Source organism: Enterobacter sp. RHBSTW-00994, from assembly GCF_013782625.1.
In the GTDB taxonomy this organism is placed as follows: domain Bacteria; phylum Pseudomonadota; class Gammaproteobacteria; order Enterobacterales; family Enterobacteriaceae; genus Enterobacter.
In genome coordinates, this window is sequence record NZ_CP056199.1 from 3,062,672 (window position 1) to 3,081,993 (window position 19,322).

17 protein-coding genes are annotated in these 19,322 nt (G+C 50.8%); 1 reads left to right on the plus strand and 16 read right to left on the minus strand.

Annotated elements, in window-relative coordinates; genetic code table 11:
- Positions 1 to 2 precede the first annotated feature (2 nt).
- From wcaJ to HV346_RS14875, 16 genes are all read right to left on the minus strand, one after another.
- Positions 3 to 1,397: an undecaprenyl-phosphate glucose phosphotransferase gene (gene wcaJ / locus HV346_RS14800; RefSeq protein WP_181620059.1), complete on the minus strand. Its 1,395-nt coding sequence runs from the start codon at positions 1,395 to 1,397 to the stop codon at positions 3 to 5.
- A gap of 69 nt (positions 1,398 to 1,466) precedes the next feature.
- Positions 1,467 to 2,837 carry a colanic acid biosynthesis phosphomannomutase CpsG gene (gene cpsG, locus HV346_RS14805; protein WP_181620060.1) on the minus strand — a complete coding sequence of 457 codons (1,371 nt, stop codon included), beginning with the start codon at positions 2,835 to 2,837 and terminating at the stop codon, positions 1,467 to 1,469.
- Between the two features lie 88 nt (positions 2,838 to 2,925).
- Positions 2,926 to 4,362 (minus strand): mannose-1-phosphate guanyltransferase, encoded by a 1,437-nt coding sequence (gene cpsB, locus HV346_RS14810; protein WP_181620061.1) that lies wholly within the window; start codon positions 4,360 to 4,362, stop codon positions 2,926 to 2,928.
- Between the two features lie 3 nt (positions 4,363 to 4,365).
- A complete protein-coding gene (gene wcaI, locus HV346_RS14815) occupies positions 4,366 to 5,589 on the minus strand; it encodes a colanic acid biosynthesis fucosyltransferase WcaI (protein ID WP_181620062.1) in 1,224 nt (407 codons plus the stop codon).
- Positions 5,586 to 6,065, minus strand: coding sequence for a GDP-mannose mannosyl hydrolase (locus tag HV346_RS14820; RefSeq protein ID WP_181620063.1), 480 nt, complete (start codon positions 6,063 to 6,065; stop codon positions 5,586 to 5,588). The genes wcaI and HV346_RS14820 overlap by 4 nt, the downstream gene beginning before the upstream one ends.
- 2 nt (positions 6,066 to 6,067) lie before the next feature.
- Positions 6,068 to 7,033 carry a GDP-L-fucose synthase gene (locus HV346_RS14825; RefSeq protein WP_181620064.1) on the minus strand — a complete coding sequence of 322 codons (966 nt, stop codon included), beginning with the start codon at positions 7,031 to 7,033 and terminating at the stop codon, positions 6,068 to 6,070.
- Between the two features lie 2 nt (positions 7,034 to 7,035).
- A complete protein-coding gene (gene gmd, locus HV346_RS14830) occupies positions 7,036 to 8,157 on the minus strand; it encodes a GDP-mannose 4,6-dehydratase (RefSeq protein ID WP_181620065.1) in 1,122 nt (373 codons plus the stop codon).
- A gap of 40 nt (positions 8,158 to 8,197) precedes the next feature.
- A complete protein-coding gene (gene wcaF / locus HV346_RS14835) occupies positions 8,198 to 8,752 on the minus strand; it encodes a colanic acid biosynthesis acetyltransferase WcaF (RefSeq protein WP_181620066.1) in 555 nt (184 codons plus the stop codon).
- A 15-nt stretch (positions 8,753 to 8,767) separates the two neighbouring features.
- On the minus strand, positions 8,768 to 9,514 hold the full coding sequence (wcaE, locus tag HV346_RS14840) for a colanic acid biosynthesis glycosyltransferase WcaE (RefSeq protein ID WP_181620067.1): 747 nt from the start codon (positions 9,512 to 9,514) through the stop codon (positions 8,768 to 8,770).
- A gap of 16 nt (positions 9,515 to 9,530) precedes the next feature.
- Positions 9,531 to 10,751, minus strand: a complete 1,221-nt coding sequence (gene wcaD / locus HV346_RS14845; RefSeq protein WP_181620068.1) for a colanic acid polymerase WcaD — start codon at positions 10,749 to 10,751, stop codon at positions 9,531 to 9,533.
- On the minus strand, positions 10,726 to 11,943 hold the full coding sequence (gene wcaC, locus HV346_RS14850; RefSeq protein ID WP_181620069.1) for a colanic acid biosynthesis glycosyltransferase WcaC: 1,218 nt from the start codon (positions 11,941 to 11,943) through the stop codon (positions 10,726 to 10,728). The genes wcaD and wcaC overlap by 26 nt, the downstream gene beginning before the upstream one ends.
- On the minus strand, positions 11,940 to 12,431 hold the full coding sequence (gene wcaB, locus HV346_RS14855; protein WP_181623800.1) for a colanic acid biosynthesis acetyltransferase WcaB: 492 nt from the start codon (positions 12,429 to 12,431) through the stop codon (positions 11,940 to 11,942). The genes wcaC and wcaB overlap by 4 nt, the downstream gene beginning before the upstream one ends.
- Positions 12,431 to 13,273 carry a colanic acid biosynthesis glycosyltransferase WcaA gene (wcaA, locus tag HV346_RS14860; protein WP_181620070.1) on the minus strand — a complete coding sequence of 281 codons (843 nt, stop codon included), beginning with the start codon at positions 13,271 to 13,273 and terminating at the stop codon, positions 12,431 to 12,433. Before wcaA ends, wcaB begins: the two co-directional genes overlap by 1 nt.
- Before the next feature lie 22 nt (positions 13,274 to 13,295).
- Positions 13,296 to 15,458, minus strand: a complete 2,163-nt coding sequence (wzc, locus tag HV346_RS14865) for a tyrosine-protein kinase Wzc (RefSeq protein ID WP_181620071.1) — start codon at positions 15,456 to 15,458, stop codon at positions 13,296 to 13,298.
- A 2-nt stretch (positions 15,459 to 15,460) separates the two neighbouring features.
- Entirely contained in the window at positions 15,461 to 15,904 is a 444-nt protein-coding gene (wzb, locus tag HV346_RS14870; RefSeq protein ID WP_181620072.1) for a low molecular weight protein-tyrosine-phosphatase Wzb, read from the minus strand.
- Between the two features lie 6 nt (positions 15,905 to 15,910).
- A complete protein-coding gene (locus HV346_RS14875; RefSeq protein WP_181620073.1) occupies positions 15,911 to 17,050 on the minus strand; it encodes a polysaccharide export protein in 1,140 nt (379 codons plus the stop codon).
- Between the two features lie 688 nt (positions 17,051 to 17,738).
- On the opposite strand from HV346_RS14875, the gene HV346_RS14880 reads away from it, so the two are divergent.
- Positions 17,739 to 19,322: a TerC family protein gene (locus HV346_RS14880; RefSeq protein WP_181623801.1), complete on the plus strand. Its 1,584-nt coding sequence runs from the start codon at positions 17,739 to 17,741 to the stop codon at positions 19,320 to 19,322.

Genomic DNA, 19,322 nt, shown 5'->3' on the forward strand with positions numbered 1-19,322 from the left:
CCTTAATACGCCGCTTTGTTCACAAAGCCTTTAAAGATGGTCAGAAAAACGATTTTGATATCGAACCAGACACTCCACTCACGGATGTACTCCAGATCGAACTCAATGCGTTTCTCCATTTTTTCCAGAGTATCGGTTTCACCACGCCAACCGTTGATTTGCGCCCAGCCCGTAATACCCGGCTTCACTTTGTGGCGCAGCATGTAACCTTCAATCAGTGAACGGTATTGCTCGTTATGCGCCACTGCATGTGGTCGTGGCCCAACAATCGACATACCGCCGGTCAGGACGTTAATAAATTGCGGTAATTCGTCCAGTGAAGTACGGCGCAAAAAGTTACCCACACGCGTCACTCGCGGATCGTTTTGCGTCGCCTGCGTCACGACGCTGTCGTTTTCCATGACTTTCATTGAGCGGAACTTCCACACCATGATCGGTTTTCCGTCCATGCCGTAACGGGTCTGGCGGAAGATCACCGGACCTGGCGAGGTGATCTTCACCGCAAGGGCGATCGCGCACAGAACGGGGGAGATCAGCAACAAAATCAGGGAAGAGAGGACGATATCTTCCAGGCGTTTCAGCACGCGGTTGATGCCGGAGAGCGGTGTATCGTAAAGCGGTACTACCGGTACGCCATTCACCTCTTCGATACGCGAATGCAAGATATTGAAGGTAAAGACATCAGGGATAAGACTTACTGAGCAGGTGGTATCAGCCAGCTCGCGCATCAGGTTACGGATACACTTCTCTTCACTCATCGGCATCGCAATGTAGACATTGTGGATCTTGCCCGCTTTCGCATCCTCAATGAGCTGTTCGGTATTGCCTGCCCAATCCGGTGAGACACCGCCGGGTTGTGCGTCGTGATACACCCCGACAACGTCGAAGCCCAGCCAGGGCTCTTTGCGGAAACTGTTGAGTAATAACGCCCCAACGGGCAGATCGCCGGCCACTGCCACAAAGCGGGTGTTATACCCCTGGTTACGTAACCAACCAGCGCAATAACGGATAGACACGCGACACACCACCATGCCGAGACTGGTTAACCCGTACCAGCACAGATAAGTGACAAGACGATTATCAAAATCATGGCTAAATGCCACCAGTCCGGCACTGAATATCAGACTTAAGGTCCAGTTTTGCAGCAGCAGCATCAGTTCAGTTGTAATCTTTACACCGCGCCATGAACGATAAAAATCGGTCATCCCGCCGATCATTTGAAACACCACCAGGGCAATCAACGCCATCAGCAGATGCATGTATAAAAATGGCAATCCGCTTATCCGGCACACCGCCCACAGCCCGCCGACCATGATGGTAATGTCAGAAAAACGCTGCACCATTGAGATTAACGATGCATTCGTTCTGGCTCGCTCGCGCTTTTTTAGATTTGTCATCGTTGTTCCTTTCGTTCAAAACCAGCCCCTCACCTTCTCCCTTCCGAAGAGAAGTTGAGGGGGAAAGTTTTACTGATTCAACAGCGCCAGAATGTCCTGCGTTCGCGCTTCCATCAGCGGGACATCTCCCCGTGACTCCACATTCAGACGCACCACAGGTTCCGTATTCGAGGAGCGCAGATTGAATCGCCATTGAGGAAACGACATGCTGATCCCATCGGTGTGATCAATATCCAGAGCGTGAATAGCAAAATGCTGCTCGACGCGCGCAATCGCCTCGACGGGCAATGCCAGTGTGCTGTTGATTTCACCACTCGCCGGGAACGCTGCCATACGGTCGCGAACCAGCTCGCCCAACGTCTGCCCTTTCAGGCACAGCAACTCTGTCACCAGCAACCACGGGATCATGCCGCTATCGCAGTAGGCAAAATCGCGAAAATAGTGATGTGCGCTCATCTCTCCGCCATAGATGGCATCTTCCTCACGCATCCGCTCTTTAATAAAAGCGTGACCGGTTTTGGACATAACCGGTTTGCCCCCTGCGGCACTGACCACATCAACCGTATTCCAGGAGAGACGCGGATCATGGATGATCTTCGCGCCTGGGTTTTTCTCCAGGAATGCTTCTGCCAGAAGGCCTACGATGTAGTAACCTTCGATAAACTGACCTTTTTCGTCGAACAGGAAGCAACGGTCAAAGTCACCGTCAAAGGCGATCCCCATATCCGCGCCATGTTCAATCACCGCATTGCGGGTATCCGCCCGACACTCTGGCAGCAGCGGATTAGGGATACCATTGGGGAAATGACCGTCCGGGGTGTTATGGACTTTGACGAACGTCACCGGCACGTTGAGCGCCTTAAAGCGAGCTTCCAGGGCATCTACAACCGGGCCTGCCGCACCGTTGCCGGAGTTAATTACCAGCTTCAATGGCTTGAGGTTTGCCACGTTGATGTAACCCAGGAGATGGTCGAGATAGGCAGCGCGAAGGTCGATTTGCTGGTAGCTGCCACGTTTTGTAGGGTCCACCGGGGGGAAATCGTTGGCTTCCGCAAGACGCTGCACATCACGTAAGCCAGTATCTCCGCTGATAGGTCGAGCTCCCTCACGCACCAGCTTCATCCCGTTGTAATTCATTGGATTATGGCTGGCTGTCACTTCAATACCGCCATCTACCCCCAGATGGAAAGTGGCAAAATAGATCTCTTCTGTACCCGAAAGTCCAATATCCAGCACATCGACACCGGCATCCTGCAACCCTTTCGCCAGTGCCTGTTTTAGCGATTCGCTGGTCAAACGCACGTCACCGCCCAGTACAATCGTTTTCGGCTTTAAATATTCGCCATATGCCCGGCCAATACGCCACGCAATATCTTCATTCAGTTCTTCACCCAGCTTGCCGCGAATATCGTAGGCTTTAAAACAGGTTAACTTTTCCATGATCACCCCTTTTTCAGGCAACAGTCGGCCAGGGCTCTTAATGAGCCTTATTAATTGGTAGTAAATGTTTTGCCCGGTAACGTCGTGCTTACACGCGCCCGTAGCGATCCTCAAAGCGGACGATATCGTCCTCTTCCAGATAGGAGCCGGAACGTACTTCGATCAGATCGAGAGGAATTTTCCCTGGGTTTTCCAGGCAATGTGTTGCCCCCAGCGGAATGTAGATTGATTCATTTTCACCCAGCAGTTTCACGTCATCATTGATGGTCACTTTGGCTGTTCCCGCCACAACCACCCAGTGTTCCGCCCGGTGATGGTGCATCTGCACCGACAGTCCTTCACCTGGTTTCACCGTAATACGTTTCACCTGATAGCGTTCCCCTGCATCGATCGAATCGTATTTACCCCACGGGCGGTAAACTTCGCGGTGAATATGGTGTTCGTGGCGGCCATCGGCCTTAATTTTCTCCACGACTTTTTTGACATCCTGCACAGCATTGCGATCGGCAATCAACACCGCGTCTTTGGTCTGGACAACCACCAGATCCTTGACACCCACCGTGGTCACCAGCCCCGATTCGGCATACACATAGCTGTTTTCCGTTTTATGACTGATCACATCCCCATGATGAACGTTGCCTTCCGGCGTGTGGGCGCTGATCTCCCAGAGCGAGGACCAGGAACCGACATCACTCCAGCCCGCATCCATGGGAACCACCACCGCGTCAGCCGTCCGCTCCATCACCGCATAGTCGATCGACTCTTCCGGGCAGGCGAGGAACGAAGCTTCGTCTACACGGATAAAATCGAGATCCGGGTCGACCACATCCATCGCCTTTTCACAGGCATTGAGGATATCCGGGCGGTACTTTTGCAACTCTTCGAGGTAGCGCCCGGCGCGGAATAAGAACATGCCGCTGTTCCAGTAATACTCCCCACTGGCAACGTAGGCCTGCGCGGTGTCCAGATTCGGTTTTTCAACAAATTGCGCCACGTTAAACGCCACGCTGTCAGCCTGCGCCTCAGCGACATCCCCACGGCGGATATAGCCGTAACCCGTTTCCGGTAGATCCGGCACAATACCGAACGTCACCAGTTTGCCACTTTCGGCGTAGGGAATGGCTGCACGTACAGCGTCACGGAAAGCATCTTCCTGCTGGATCACGTGGTCTGCTGCCAGCACCAGCATGAGAGGGTCACACTCTGGACTGCTACGCAGTGCCGCCAGCGCTGCCAGCGCTATCGCCGGAGCTGTATTGCGGCCCGCAGGTTCCAGAATAATGTTTTCAGTCAACTTGTTGAGCTGACGCAACTGCTCGGCAACGATAAAGCGGTGCTGTTCATTACAAATCACCACCGGGCTTTCGCACGCCACACCATTAAGGCGTGACACCGTTGTTTGCAGCATAGTGAGATCCCCTTTCAGGCAGAGGAACTGCTTTGGATAGAGCACGCGGGACAGCGGCCATAACCGGCTACCAGAGCCTCCAGCCATCACGACCGGAAAAAGTTTGGTTTGACTCATGATTTATCCCCGTATATCTGCAATAAATTGGCTAAGCACGTTCTCTTTTTCGAGCGTGCGTTCGGCATATTCACGTGCCACCGTGTTCTCTTTTGGCATCACGAGTGCCTGTTCGATCCCCGTCACCAGCGCCTGAACGGATTCCGGCTCCACGCAGACGGCGATACCGGGATAGCTTTTGCACAACTGACCCAATTCAGTTTCAGGTTCTGCGGTGATCACCGCATTGCCACCAACAGCCAGGATGTTGGTCAGTTTTGAAGGCAGAACGGCATCCGCCGCCCCGCGTTTTTGCACCACCAGGTGACAATCGCCCATCTTCAGCAACGCGGGCAGTGCGTCATAAGACTGGAGCGGGAAGAATTTCACATTGGGTAAACCACGCTCACTGACCATTTTTTCCAGGCGCGCTTTACCGCCTCCTTGTCCGACAATCACAAACATCCATGGATGTTTTTGAAGCTGATGAGCCGCTTCAATCACGCTTTCCAGCCCCTGCTTTTCGCCGATGTTGCCTGAGTAAAGAATAATTTTTTGGTCGTCAGGCAAACCGAGTTGAGTACGTAACGTCAGGACATCACGCTCTGCCACATCCCGAAAACGCGCCACTTCCGACCAGTTCGGGAAAAAGATCACTTTGTCCGCCGCCACGCCCTTTTCCTGCGCTTTGTTCATCATGGAGCGTGAGATGGTCGAAACATAATCAACGTTAAGCAGGCCACTTCGCTCAAAGGCACTGGCGAGTTTTGCCACTTTTCCACCGTTGCTTTTACCGGCCATTCCCAGGCCCAGCATCGCGTCCACTTCATAATCCTGAATATGCAACAACGTGCGTGCGCCAGAGAGCTTGCCAAGCAACCGCATACCAGGGGTACAAAACAGCGTTGGCACGATGCCGATAATGCGATCCGGCTTCCAGCGACGCTGGGCCATTAGCGGGAAGAAACTGCTCAGCGCAAAACTGCCCAAATGAATCAAACGCTTTAGCGTCGAAGGCTGTTCAGGAACATACAGGGGACAACGCCAGACGGTAGCCACCCCCTGTTCACGGCGATAACGCCAGCTTGAATAACGCTCGCCCACCTTCCATTCCGGGTAATACGGTGGTGCGGTAATGACCCGCACCTCATGACCCTGACTTGCCATCCACTCGACCATTTCGCCGGTGTACTTTCCGATCCCGGTCAACTCTGGCGAATAGTTAATGCCGTACACCAAAATTTTCATATTCCTGGTGCCTCAGCCTGTTGCGCCGCAAGAAAATACGCTCGGCTGTTGTCATGCACATTTTCGCTTGCCAGTAACGCCTCTGGATCAAGCCAGCGGTAATCATCATGTTGAGAATCAGGCAGAGACAACTCAGCCTCGCGAACTTTCAGGCGGAAACCGAGTACCACGTAGTGTGTCGTGAAATCCGTCCCGGAGAAGTTGTCGTCGTAGAAGTGCTGCCAGACCCCATAAAACTGAGCTGCCGCCATTGGCAGACGCAGCCCCAGTTCCGCCAGCGAGAGACGTTCAAAGGCACTGGCAAGCCGCTCATCCTTTTGCACGCGTCCACCGGGTACAAACCAAAAACCCTGGGCAGGGCGATTGGTTCGTTTCCCCAGCAAGAACTCGCCGCGTTCATTTTCCACAATCAGATCGAGTGATATGAGCGGAGTAGAGCGCACTACCGTGGCAAAATCTTCCTGACTTAAAAACATGATTACCCCCGGAAGCGGTGCTGGTTTTCGAGGAACCACTGATAGGTGCTTGCCAGCCCCTGTTCCAGTGAAACCTCGTGATACCAGCCCAACTGATGCAGACGCGTTACGTCCAGCAACTTACGTGGCGTACCGTCCGGTTTTGATGCATCAAACACCACGCGGCCCTTGTAACCCACCACTTTTGCCAGGGTTTGCGCCAGCTCGCGGATCGTGCAATCCACGCCTGTTCCCACGTTAATGTGGGACAGCATCGGTTCGGTGTTTTCCAGCCACACCTCACGATCCAGCTCCATCACGTGGATACTGGCTGCTGCCATGTCGTCCACATGCAGGAACTCACGCATCGGTGTGCCACTGCCCCACACCACCACATCCGGGGCATTTTCTGCCGTCGCTTCATGGAAGCGGCGCAACAACGCCGGGATCACGTGCGAATTGCTCGGGTGAAAGTTATCGTGCGGCCCGTACAGGTTCGTCGGCATCACTGAACGATAGTCACGGCCATACTGCCGGTTATAGGACTCGCACAGCTTGATACCGGCAATCTTGGCGATCGCGTAAGGCTCGTTGGTGGCTTCAAGCGTCCCTTGCAGCAATTCACTTTCCGCCATCGGCTGTTTAGCCAATTTCGGATAGATGCAGGATGAACCGAGGAACAACAGTTTATTCACGTTGTGCAGGTGCGCTGCGTGAATGATGTTGCTCTCAATCATCATGTTTTCGTAGATGAAATCTGCCGGGTAAGTATTGTTGGCCACAATACCGCCCACTTTTGCCGCCGCCAGATACACCTGATCAATACGCGAATGTGCAAAGAACTCCTGTACTGTTTTGCTGTCGAGCAGGTTCAACTCGTCACGCGTACGGACAATCACCTCAACGTCACCGCGTTGTTCCAGTTGGCGAACAATGGCGGACCCCACCATGCCGCGATGACCGGCGACAAAAATACGTTGTTTGGTCATTCTCAGGACTCCAGCGCGATCGCAACCTCGTAACCATGGGATTTCAGCAGAGAGTGTTTCTTCGCGGCTTCGAGATCTTTAGCAACCATCTCAGAGACCATCTCCTGCAGAGTGGTTTCAGGCTTCCAGCCCAGGGTTTCGTGTGCTTTGGTTGGGTCGCCAAGCAGGGTCTCTACTTCAGCAGGACGGAAGTAACGCGGATCAACCTGAACAATCACGTCACCCGGTTTCACACCTGGAGCATCATGGCCTGTCACTGACACCACAATGCCCTTCTCTTCCACACCCTTGCCTTCAAAACGCAGTTTGATACCCAGTTGCGCGGCCGCCATCTCAACGAACTGGCGCACGGAATACTGCACACCGGTTGCAATCACGAAGTCTTCTGGTTTGTCCTGTTGCAGCATCATCCACTGCATTTTCACGTAATCTTTGGCATGGCCCCAGTCACGCAAGGAATCCATGTTGCCGAGATGCAGACAAGACTCCAGCCCCTGCGCGATGTTCGCGATTGCACGAGTGATCTTACGGGTCACGAAGGTTTCACCACGGCGGGGAGATTCATGGTTGAACAAAATACCGTTACACGCATACATGCCGTAGGATTCGCGGTAGTTAACGGTGATCCAGTAGGCGTAAAGCTTTGCGACTGCGTAGGGTGAACGTGGATAAAACGGGGTGGTTTCTTTCTGTGGAATTTCCTGCACTAAACCATACAACTCCGATGTGGAGGCCTGGTAGAAACGGGTTTTCTTCTCAAGGCCCAGGAAGCGGATGGCCTCAAGCAGACGCAATGTGCCCATGGCATCTACATCTGCGGTGTATTCAGGGGATTCGAACGACACGGCGACGTGGCTCATTGCACCCAGGTTGTACACCTCATCCGGCTGCACTTCTTGCAGAATGCGGGTCAGGTTGGAGGAGTCGGTCAGGTCGCCGTAATGAAGATGGAATTTCGGGTTCGCGGAGTGTGGATCCTGATAGATATGATCCACGCGCTCGGTATTGAACGATGATGCACGGCGTTTAATGCCATGAACCTCGTACCCTTTTTCCAGCAGAAGTTCTGCCAGATAAGAACCATCCTGTCCGGTAACACCTGTGATGAGAGCGACTTTAGACATATTTATATTCCTCTACTTATCGAATTTAATGAGAGCCGTTCTATTGGCTCTTCGTTTCAACGCGTTCGCGTATCACCACTGCGGGGTTGCCACGGCAAATCTTATTTGCCGGTAGCGATTTAAATACACTGCTACGCGCACCAACTACGGTGCTATCGCCAACAGAAACACCAGGTGCGACAAACACATCTGTCGCCAGCCAACATTTTTCGCCGATAACGATTGGTGCAGCGGTAATATCAAAATATGGACTCATAAAATCGTGACTGCCCGCGCACAAATAGCACTTCTGCGACACAACGGAATTTGCGCCAATTGTTATATCCCCAAGGGTATATAACACTGCATCATCACCAACCCAGGCGTAATCACCCAGCGTTAATTTCCATGGATAAGTGATTTTCACTGACGGGCGGATGACTACGTTTTTTCCTATTTTTGCGCCAAACAAACGTAATAAAAATGCCCGCCAGCGGTATAATATTTGTGGCGACCAGGCAAATAACGTTGCCTGAACGGCCCACCATAACTGAACTTTAATACCACTCCCGCCCCGAAACCCTTTCGGTACGGAGAAGCCATTAAGATCTTGCATTACCTTCCCTTATATTCAGACTTTGTTATATAAGGCTTTCGTTTTGCCCGTTGTTTTCAGACGTAATAAATAAGACAATTCCGCCCAAAACCCAGGTACGCGCAAGATATTACGCTGTACTGATTTTGCGTCCTGGCACAATTCGAGATTGTTTGATGTCGATACGCCCCCCATCGAAAACTCAGAAACAAAGCCTTTAATTCGACGGAATGGATAACCTGATTTGTACAACATAGCCGCCAGTGCATAATCAGAAGAAACTTTATACTGCAAGTCATAAGGCTGTTTCTTCAGCCCTGCTACCGGAAAGAAAATAGCCTGATGACTGGCCGGTAAACTGTGATAGATATACCAGCCTGGTTTTGCGCTGCGCTGCACTTTATTACCATCACCAAAATCAAGCAACGCATCGCCAATATACATGGCATCATCTTTCTGGCGCACAAGCTGGCGGACAAAAAGTGCCACTTCATCATGGAAGACATCACCGGAATTCAGGAAAATCGCATAACGCCCTTGCGCCATATCGATACCTTTATTCATAGCATCGTAGATACCTTTGTCCTTCTCACTGATGTAACGTAAGTTAAACTCACCGTTGAGTTTTTTCAGGAATTCAGCCGTCCCGTCATCGGAGCCGCCATCAACCACTATCCATTCAAACGTGAGGCTCGGGTCGCGTGCCAGATTGCGCAGCGAGCGCCAGGTTTTTACTACCCCTTCATAATTGCGAAAGGCGACAGTAATGACGCTAAGAAACATAAATCACCTCATTTCGTCATGTGTTCGTAATATTAAGCGCCTTGCGCAGAATAAACGGACAAACAATTAAGAATGCATATTCCGGGCTAAATATTGACCCAGTGAAAAACAGCGACACGGGTGTAAAAAGATAGAGCTGCACACGAAAATTCTGATTATCACCGAATGCGTTGATCATCATTTTGAAAACCTTGAACAGATACCATGACGTCAACAACACAGCGAACCATGAAAAATAAATAATTAACAGATACAGACCATTGTCTATGGTTTTACCGACATCCGCACCGTTAAAGATTCCGAATGATGCTACATATTCATAAAGTGAGCCAAATCTTACTACGCCATCAACGTGGGTTAAAGAATACCCCACCATCACCAGTGGCCCAATGATACGATAATAAGATGATGAGCCTTGCGTTCCTAAATCCCCGAGACGCTCAGAAATATACGGGAATGCAAATACCACACCGACCATGAACACTGTGAGAGAAATGATCGCCAGCGGCAACTTTTTCTTAATCGCATCCTTATTGAGATACTGAAATGCCCACTCCAGCAAATAAAACAATATAAATGTCATTACCCCAGAGAAGGAACCTGACAGAACAATCCCTGCAAGGATCATAGCATCGGTCTTAGGCGTTTTGATACCAAACTGTTTGATGCTGAGCCAAATTGAGATTAATGCCAGAGCAAAGAATGCCGGTTCAAAATAGAGTGCAGTGGTGCGTTTACCGCCAAACTTAATGAAATTCAGAACATAGCTGTTACTGTATATGAGATATTTCGAAATTATCTCCATCAGACTACTGCCGCCGGTCAAAATAATCTGTGCCATTTCCAGAGCTGCAAGCACAACAATGAGTGCCACGACAAGATAAAAGAACCTGAGGATTTTCCGATAATTGTGCGGTGATATTGTTTTGAACCGAATACTCCAGACCATCCCAATAATAATAACGATATAAACAAACAGCATGGTGGAGGTGACATATTTACTGGCATCCAGCGATTGACCAAAGATGTAGTTAAACATCGTCAGCCCCACCCCTGCGCCGAGCGCGATCATTAGCTTGTTAATACTGATTTTATCGACATACAACAAGAGTAAAACCGGCAAAAAAGTCACGATGGTGATGGGGAAGCTTTCTCCCAGTTGAGCAATCTTGACGTTCACCAACAGATAGATCAGTGGTAACAGCAGATAACTACAGATTCTGATAGAACGAGACATATTCCTCCAGCATCTGTTTTCCGCTGTACGCCTCACGGCTACGGGTGCGGAACGCTTCAAGGCTTGTTCCGAATACGGCCTGCGCAATTTCCGCCTTAGACAATTGCACCAATGGCAACACCTCGTTTTCGCCGAAGGTTTTGCCGCCTGATTTTTCCAGCACTTCACGTGCGGCATCGCTGTGAGTTGCAATCACCGGGACACCAATGGACAACGCCTCACATAGAATCAGTGGATAGTTGTCAACACGGGAGCTGAACACCAGCGCATCCATGCCGTTCAGCGCGCTCATCAGTTTGCGTTTGTCGGTTTCAAAGCCGTGATTCACCACATTCTCGCCTTCAAAAGGAGAGAACTTACCGAAAGTGTGCAGTTCCACCTTATCACCCAGCGCCATCATGTCCCGTACCAGCTGCTGGTTGGTTTTTCCGTCATAACGGAGATCGTGGGCGACCACCGCAATTTTCGGTTTGCCCGTTGTTTCAGCAACCGGGGTCAATTCGGCCAGGATCTCTTCTGTCGCTACATCAATTCCGTTATTGATGATCTTGCAATGCCCCGCACCGTACAGGCTGTTAAATGCCTCGGCCACATGTTGGCTGGGAGAGATAAACGTGCAACCAAGTGCAAGCATGTCGCGAAATAACTGGCGTTTACCGGCCACCAACTGGTGTGCGCGGTCAACGTTTACCGGCGGGTAGTTCGCCAACGTGGGACATTTCTGACAGTCGTTTTTCCAGCCTTCGCAGCCGTCGGTAAATGCACAACGCCCGGTCACACTCCAGTGATCGTGTAACGTCCAGACAAAGGTGGTATCTGGCTTATGTGCTTTTACTTTCTCGCAAAATGCCACAACCTCATCCAGATTTAACCAGTAGCTATGCAACACGTGAAAATGCAGTACCACGGGTTCAGAAGAACGCGTCACCATGCGGTACAGGTTATTAAGGTTGCCAAACAGATCACGGTTAAACAGGCGAAACAGCGCAATGTTGGCAATGGACGTCACGCGTGGCGTTTGCTTTACCACCTGCGGATAGCTATTGTGGCTGACGCTTTTTTTCCCGCCTTTCCCGTAGCCATAAACAAAGCGCGACTGTAACCCTTTTTGCAGCGCACGCTGATGGAGATCCAGCGCCACACCTGCCGCTCCGCCTTCCGCCAGGCGAACGTTAAATTGCAGAATATTCATTTGATCACCTTCACGCGGGCTTTCTCTCCCACCACCAGCGCATTATCAGGAATGTTGTCCAGTACTACGCTGCCAGCGCCAATGGTGACGTTATTGCCCACGGTGATATCACCAATGATGACCACATTCGCCCCCAGTTCAACGTTGTTGCCAATGACCGGACAGGCCAGACTTTCTGGCCCTCGGTTGCCAATGGTGACAGCATGGCGGATTGTGAAATCATCTCCCGCTACCACGAACTTATTGATCACGACTGCGTAGCCGTGGTGCACAGTGAAACGACGCCCAATAGTGGCGGCCGCCTGAATTTCATAGCCAAAAATACATTCGGTAACGATGCGGTACAGCACCAGCACCGGTGCTGCCCAGAGGTTATTGAGCACATTTTTTTTACGCCAGACCGAGCAAAAATGCGCCACACGATATGCCAGGACCATGCAGCAAGGACGTAAACTCCAGCTGTTCGCGCGACAATCTTCCAGAAACATCATTTCCCCCGAAGTCCATCGGCCAGGCGCTTGGTATTGCGTACTGAAAAGAGTGTCAACAAGGTGCGCCAGTTCATCCGTTTGTTGCGGATCTGATAAAGAGTAAAAAGCTGATACTTCCGGCTGGCACGGTCAAACTTCGCCTTGTGCTTACGGTAAAAGTGGAAATAACCCGAGAACTTCTTCGGCGATGAGGTAATTTGCATCTCACCATGATTGATATGCAGGATCTGCGTAGCCTCTTCCATTTTCCACGGCTCGCCATACTCAACGACCATCCGCAGAAAAATGTCATAATCCTGCGCTGCGGCAAGCGAGGTATCAAACAGGCACTCTTTAAAGCGCCATGACCATGTAAACACCTGATTACCAATGATATTTCGTTTATAAAACAGACGACGAGAATAGGGTGATTTCGGGTACAGCGGCAAACTGGCGGGTTGAGAATAGACCTCGCCCTGACAGACATAATCATTGGCATACAAGAACGCGTGCGTAACCAGTTGCTGCTTCTGTGACAGGAAAGTGGACAAACGATTTGGCGTCCACTCGTCGTCGTCGTCGATCCCGGTCAAATAGTGCCCTTTCGCCTGCAATATCGCCTGATTACGTACCGCACATGCCCCGGAGTTGATGGCGTTGTGGGTGTACACCACTCGTGGGTCGTTAAGTTCAGCCACGAAAGTTTGCAGTTGTTCATAAGATGACGAACAGTCATCGACGATGATCAACTCCCAGTGGTCGTAGTCCTGACGCAGGACTGATTTAATCGCGCGGATCGCCAGCTGCTGACGGTTCCATGTCGGCATATAAATAGAAATCAAAGGGCGTTGTATGGTCATGTTCTTCCCCGATAGCTCACGATTAATGATTGTCAGACTTGTATCTGTATTCGTAATACCCGTAGTCCTCATAACCGGCCGCACGACGGAAGATAGAGTTCAGGATCACCCCTTTCACCTCGATACCGTTCTGTTCAAAGCGGCTCAGACTGGTTTCCACTTCTTTCACCGTGTTTACGGCGTAACGAGCAACCATCAGCGTCGTCCCTGCATGACGGCCAACAATCGCGGCATCGGTCACGGCCAGGATCGGCGGAGTATCGATCAATACCAGGTCATAGTGTTCACTTGCCCACGTCACCAGTTGGCTAAAGCGCTCGCTCATCAGTAGTTCGGACGGATTAGGCGGGATCTGCCCACGAGGAACGAGATCAAAGTTGGGAATAGAGGTGGGTTTGGCGTACTGGCCTATCTCCCCTTTGCCGAGCAAAAGCTCAGACAAACCATTCGTGTTGTCTGTACCGAGCAACTCATGGGTATAGCCCTTACGCATATCGCAGTCGATCAGCAACACACGTTTATTGGTCTGGCTAACAACCGCCGCCAGGTTGGCACAGACAAAGGTCTTACCAATGGATGGGCTGACACCGGTGAGCATCAACACATTATTTTTGGCCTGCATCATGGCAAAATGCAGACTGGTACGCAGACTACGCACGGCTTCGATCGCCAGGTCAGTCGGATTCCCGATCGCCAGCAGTTGACTCTGTTTGTAGCGTTTAACCCCGTTAACCGTTTTGACGCTATCGCGTGACTTCTGCCATTCGGACAGCGGAATACTGGCATAAACGTTGATACCGTTTTCTTCCAGCACCTGCGGGCTCTCAATCCCCCGGTTAAACAGTGAGCGCAGAAGCACGCCAACAATCGAAAGCATCAGACCAAGAATAATGCTACCCAGAATGATCAGCGCTTTTTTGGGTTTGAGTACCCCAGACTGGGTAATTGCAGAATCAACGATACGCACATCACCTACCGTACTGGCCTCGGTGATTTTCAGCTCTTGCTGCTTGTTCAGCAGTTGCATATAGACCTGCTGACCCGACTCCACATCACGAGTCAATCGCACAATCTCTTGCTGCGTTTCCGGCATCGCCGTCACACGGTTGTTCAGCTTTGACTTTTCATCTTCCAGCGCCTGGCGCTTTTCCAGCAGCGTGCGATATGCCGGGTGGCGTTTAGTGTAAAGCTTGGAGATCTCCGCTTCTTTGAAGGTCAGCTCATTTAACTGGGCATCGATATTGACCATAGAATCGAGGACGGACTTCGCTTCCAGCGGCAGATCAACTGAGTCCTTTGTCTGGCGATAGGCGTTGAGTTTGTTCTCAGCCACATCAAGACGCTCGCGCACTTCTGGCAGTTGTCTGGCGAGGAAGGCCAGACTTTTCGCCGCTTCTTCCGATTTACGGGCGACGTTCTGCTCAAGATAATTGCGGGTGATACTGTTGAGGATGTTACGAATATTATCCTTATCCTCCCCGGTAAAACTGAGGCTCAACACGCCGGTGTCTTTACCGTTTTCCGTGACGGTAAGGTTATTTTGCAGATTGTTAATCATCCCAAGCGTTGAGAATTTGGTGACGGTAAACTCGCTACCTTGTTCAGCCTGGATAGCACTCACCATCATGCTGACGCCATTTTTATTCAATAGCTGCCCCACTTCTCCCCTGGCGCTAAAGCCCGCATCGCTGGTCAGCTGATAATGCTTCGGCCCCAGAACCGTCAGCGTGAAGGTGTCTTCCGCGGTTCCTTTTGGCAGCACAAAGGTGGTGACTTTTACCGTGTCATTATGGCGTCCCGTCAACCGATCCCATCCCGCGCCAAAAATCGGGAAGGTGTCTTTCGTTACGGCAATATCGAGGTCAAGATCGTCAACCGTCTTACCCAACACCATCCGGGACTGAATCAACTGAATTTCTGCATCCGACGCCGGAGGCTTATTCGATAACGCTGAGCCGATATCCTGTACCAGCGAATTCCCCGTATTTTGTTCAATCTGGACCAGCGCATCGGCGCTGTAGATAGGTGTAGCAAACAGGGTGTAGACGATTGCCGCTGCAGCAAAAACCGTCGTTATCCCCAGCACCCACCATTTGGCTTCAATGATCGTGCCGACCAGACGACCAATATCAATTTCATCACTGCCCGAAATCTGGGCGGCAGAAGGTTTTGTTTTTTCTGTCATTGTTATCCCTGCTGAACGTTCAGTGCCTGCGCCCACTGACGGGCAGACTGGTCAAGTAAGGTGTATACCGCCTCAAATGCCTCACGGCTCTTGCGATACGGATCGGGAATTTCGCGTTCATTATCCCAGTGACCAAACAGCATCACTTTGCCGCGCATTTCAGGCGCAATGTCGCACAGCGCGTGAATGTGGCGTTTTTCCATCGCGAGGATCAGGTCATACTCTCGACACATACGCCCGGAGACCTGGCGTGCACAATGTCCATCAAGTGAAACATCATGTGAGGCTGCGACACTTTTCGCGCGCTCATCAGCCCCTTTACCCACAAGTGCCCCAAGCCCAGCTGAGTCGACCGTAATCGCGGGTTGATAGCTTCTCAGCAGCCGCTCGGCCGTAGGGGAACGGCAAATGTTCCCCACGCATACCACCAGAATTTTGTTAAACATTGCGGATTACCAGGTGTGAATGTCGCGCGCCGTATCCGTCATGTAGCGAACGCCACTGATGGTTGGCAGCAACTGGTTGATCAGGCGATTCCAGCGAGCAACAGGCGCGGTCGTCACATACACCACATCGTAAGGCTGAAGGCGGAACTCAGTAGCCATAACCAGCGAGGTCGCATCCGACATATCCAGCTGGTAGATATTGGCAATTTTACCTTTCGCACTGCCCTCACCTTTCAGCGGACGGATAACGAAGATCCCACTGGCATTAGAGGAGGTCAGATCGATACCTTCTGCATTGCCCAGCGCTTCGGTCAGCGTCATACCGCTGAAGTCCATTTTGAGCGTGCTCTGTTTCTTCACTTCGCCCATCACGAACACTTTCAGATCATCATTGCGTGGCACATACAGGATGTCGCCAGGATAAAGCAGTCGGTTCTGGCTCAGATCGCCGTTTTGCATCAACGCCTGAAGCGAAATACGTTGTTCTTTTCCGTTGTGGGTCAGCACAACATTTCGCCAGTCGGCAGCATCCGTTAAACCGCCTGCAGCATTGATAGCATCCAGTACCGTCAGTGGGACGTTGCTGATCGCCTGCTGACCAGATTTGTTGACCTGACCTGAGATGTAGGCTTTTTGCGAACGGAACGCGGCGATATTAACGTCCACCTGCGGGTCAGCGATGTACTGCGCTAAGCGGCCGGTAATATCACTACGAATTTCGGCCAGCGTTTTCCCGACGACGTGCACTTTCCCGATGTAGGGATAGAACATTGTGCCATCCGGTTGTACCCAGTTGCCGGTATCACTGGAGCTACGATATTGCCCCGCTGGTGTAGTCAATTCTGGGTGATCCCAGACTGTGACGTTAATGACATCACCGGGCCCGACGCGGTACTGATAAGACGCAATCTCCTGGTCCAGAGAAGTATTTGGTTGTGCCACGTTTGGTCGTGGGCGTAACTGCTCCACAAGGCGAGGGGTCAGTGGATAAACATTCACCATTCGATCAAGGTCAAAATCAGCGTCCTGCTGCTTGATCACATCCTTGCCCATGGTGGACATATTGCTGCCGGGAAAAACCGTGCAACCACTCATCAAGATCACAGACACCAATAATGGCATCAACTTCAGTTTGGATTTCATCATTGATTATTTATCACTTTGGCAGAGTAATTATCCCGTGCAATTTAAATACGTGCGAATCAAAACAGCATTAAGAATGCAGCTAAACAAATAAAAATATAACTGGCATCACTCCTAAAAAAACATTATTTAATCATTCGCTGTTGACAGAATAATCAAGACCAATTAATACACACTCAGGCACGCTACCGCCCTTGGCTTGCAGCTACCAATGTACTGACTAAACAATTAGTTATGACAGGAAATCATGTGAAGCTGGTTTTTATTGAAATAGAGAAAGCATTCATAACACCCAGCCGAAATTACATGACAACGCGAAAGCGGCACGATGGTTAGTAATGGAAGATTTAACGTTTTATACTATTAATGTTGTAACAGCTAACCCCAAAGCAGGCAAGGCAAGCGGGTTGCGAATATGGTTTTTTAAGAATTTGTTTAGAAACACACACACTACTTTAAGAATTTCTTTATATTGACATCTGTGCCAGGTAATACTTTTAGTGCGATATTTCTTAATTAACGCATATTTAATAAAAAAAGATTCTCCTTATTGAATTAAATCTATTCTCCGCTAGCGATATTATTTCCACCATTATTGAGAGAAATCTCATGCTGTTATTGCAATTTTCGCCAGCTTTATCCATGATCGAAGTGTGACATTGGTCATATGACAGAAGGTATTGCTATTACTATGGAATGGATTGCCGATCCATCAATCTGGGCCGGGCTGGTTACGCTGGTCGTTATCGAATTAGTCCTCGGTATTGATAATCTTGTCTTTATTGCCATCCTCGCCGAAAAATTACCCCCCTCGCAGCGCGACCGCGCACGCGTCACGGGCTTACTGCTGGCGATGGGGATGCGTTTGCTGTTGCTGGCCTCTATTTCCTGGCTGGTTACCCTCACCAAGCCGCTGATCACCTTTCATAGCCTGAGCTTCAGCGCCCGTGATCTGATCATGCTGTTCGGAGGATTGTTCCTGCTGTTTAAAGCAACAGTAGAGCTTAACGAGCGGCTGGAAGGGAAAGACAGCGAAAATCCGACTCAGCGCCGGGGGGCGAAGTTTTGGCCCGTCGTCGCACAAATTGTGGTTCTGGATGCTGTATTTTCTCTCGATTCAGTGATCACTGCTGTCGGTATGGTTGACCATCTGGCGGTAATGATGGCAGCGGTTATTATCGCCATTACGTTGATGGTCATGGCCAGCAAAGCGCTCACTCGCTTTGTGAATAGCCATCCCACTATCGTTATTTTGTGTCTCAGCTTCCTGCTGATGATTGGCTTTAGCCTGGTGGCAGACGGTTTTGGTTTCCATATACCGAAGGGATACCTCTACGCTGCCATTGGTTTCTCCGTCATCATCGAGTCGCTTAACCAGCTTGCCATTTTCAACCGACGCCGTTTCTTGTCCGCAAACCAAAGCTTGCGCCAACGCACCGCAGACACAGTAATGCGACTGCTTAGCGGACAAAAAGAAGACGCGGAGCTGGACGCTGAATCAGCCTCCCTTCTCGCCGATCACGATGACAACCAGATATTCAACCCGCAGGAACGGCTGATGATTGAGCGTGTACTCAACCTCAACCAGCGCTCTGTCAGCAGCATCATGACGTCACGCCATGATATTGAGCATATTGATTTGAATGCACCGGAGTCGCAAATCCGCGCATTGTTGGATAAAAACCAGCATACCCGCGTGGTCGTCACAGGGGGGGAAGAGGATGACGATCTACTTGGCGTAGTCCATGTTATTGACCTGCTGCAACAGCAACTTCGCGGTGAGCCACTCGATCTCCGTGCGCTGGTTCGCCAGCCCCTGGTGTTCCCCGAGACGTTACAATTGCTCTCTGCGCTGGAGCAGTTCCGTAATGCGCGCACCCACTTCGCCTTTGTAGTGGATGAATTTGGTTCAGTCGAGGGGCTGGTCACGCTCAGTGATGTGATGGAAACCATCGCGGGCAATCTTCCTAACGAAGTTGATGAGATCGATGCACGCCATGATATCCAGAAAAATGCGGACGGCTCATGGACGGCTAATGGTCATATGCCGCTTGAAGATTTGGTGCAGTATGTTCCACTACCACTGGATGAAAAACGTGAATACCACACCATCGCGGGTTTACTGATGGAAAATCTGCAACGTATTCCAAAGCCAGGGGAAGAGGTACAGGTGGGGGATTATCTGTTAAAAACGCTACAGGTAGAGAGCCATCGGGTCCAGAAAGTGCAGCTTATACCACTGCATGAAGAGGATGAACTGGATTACGAGGTCTAG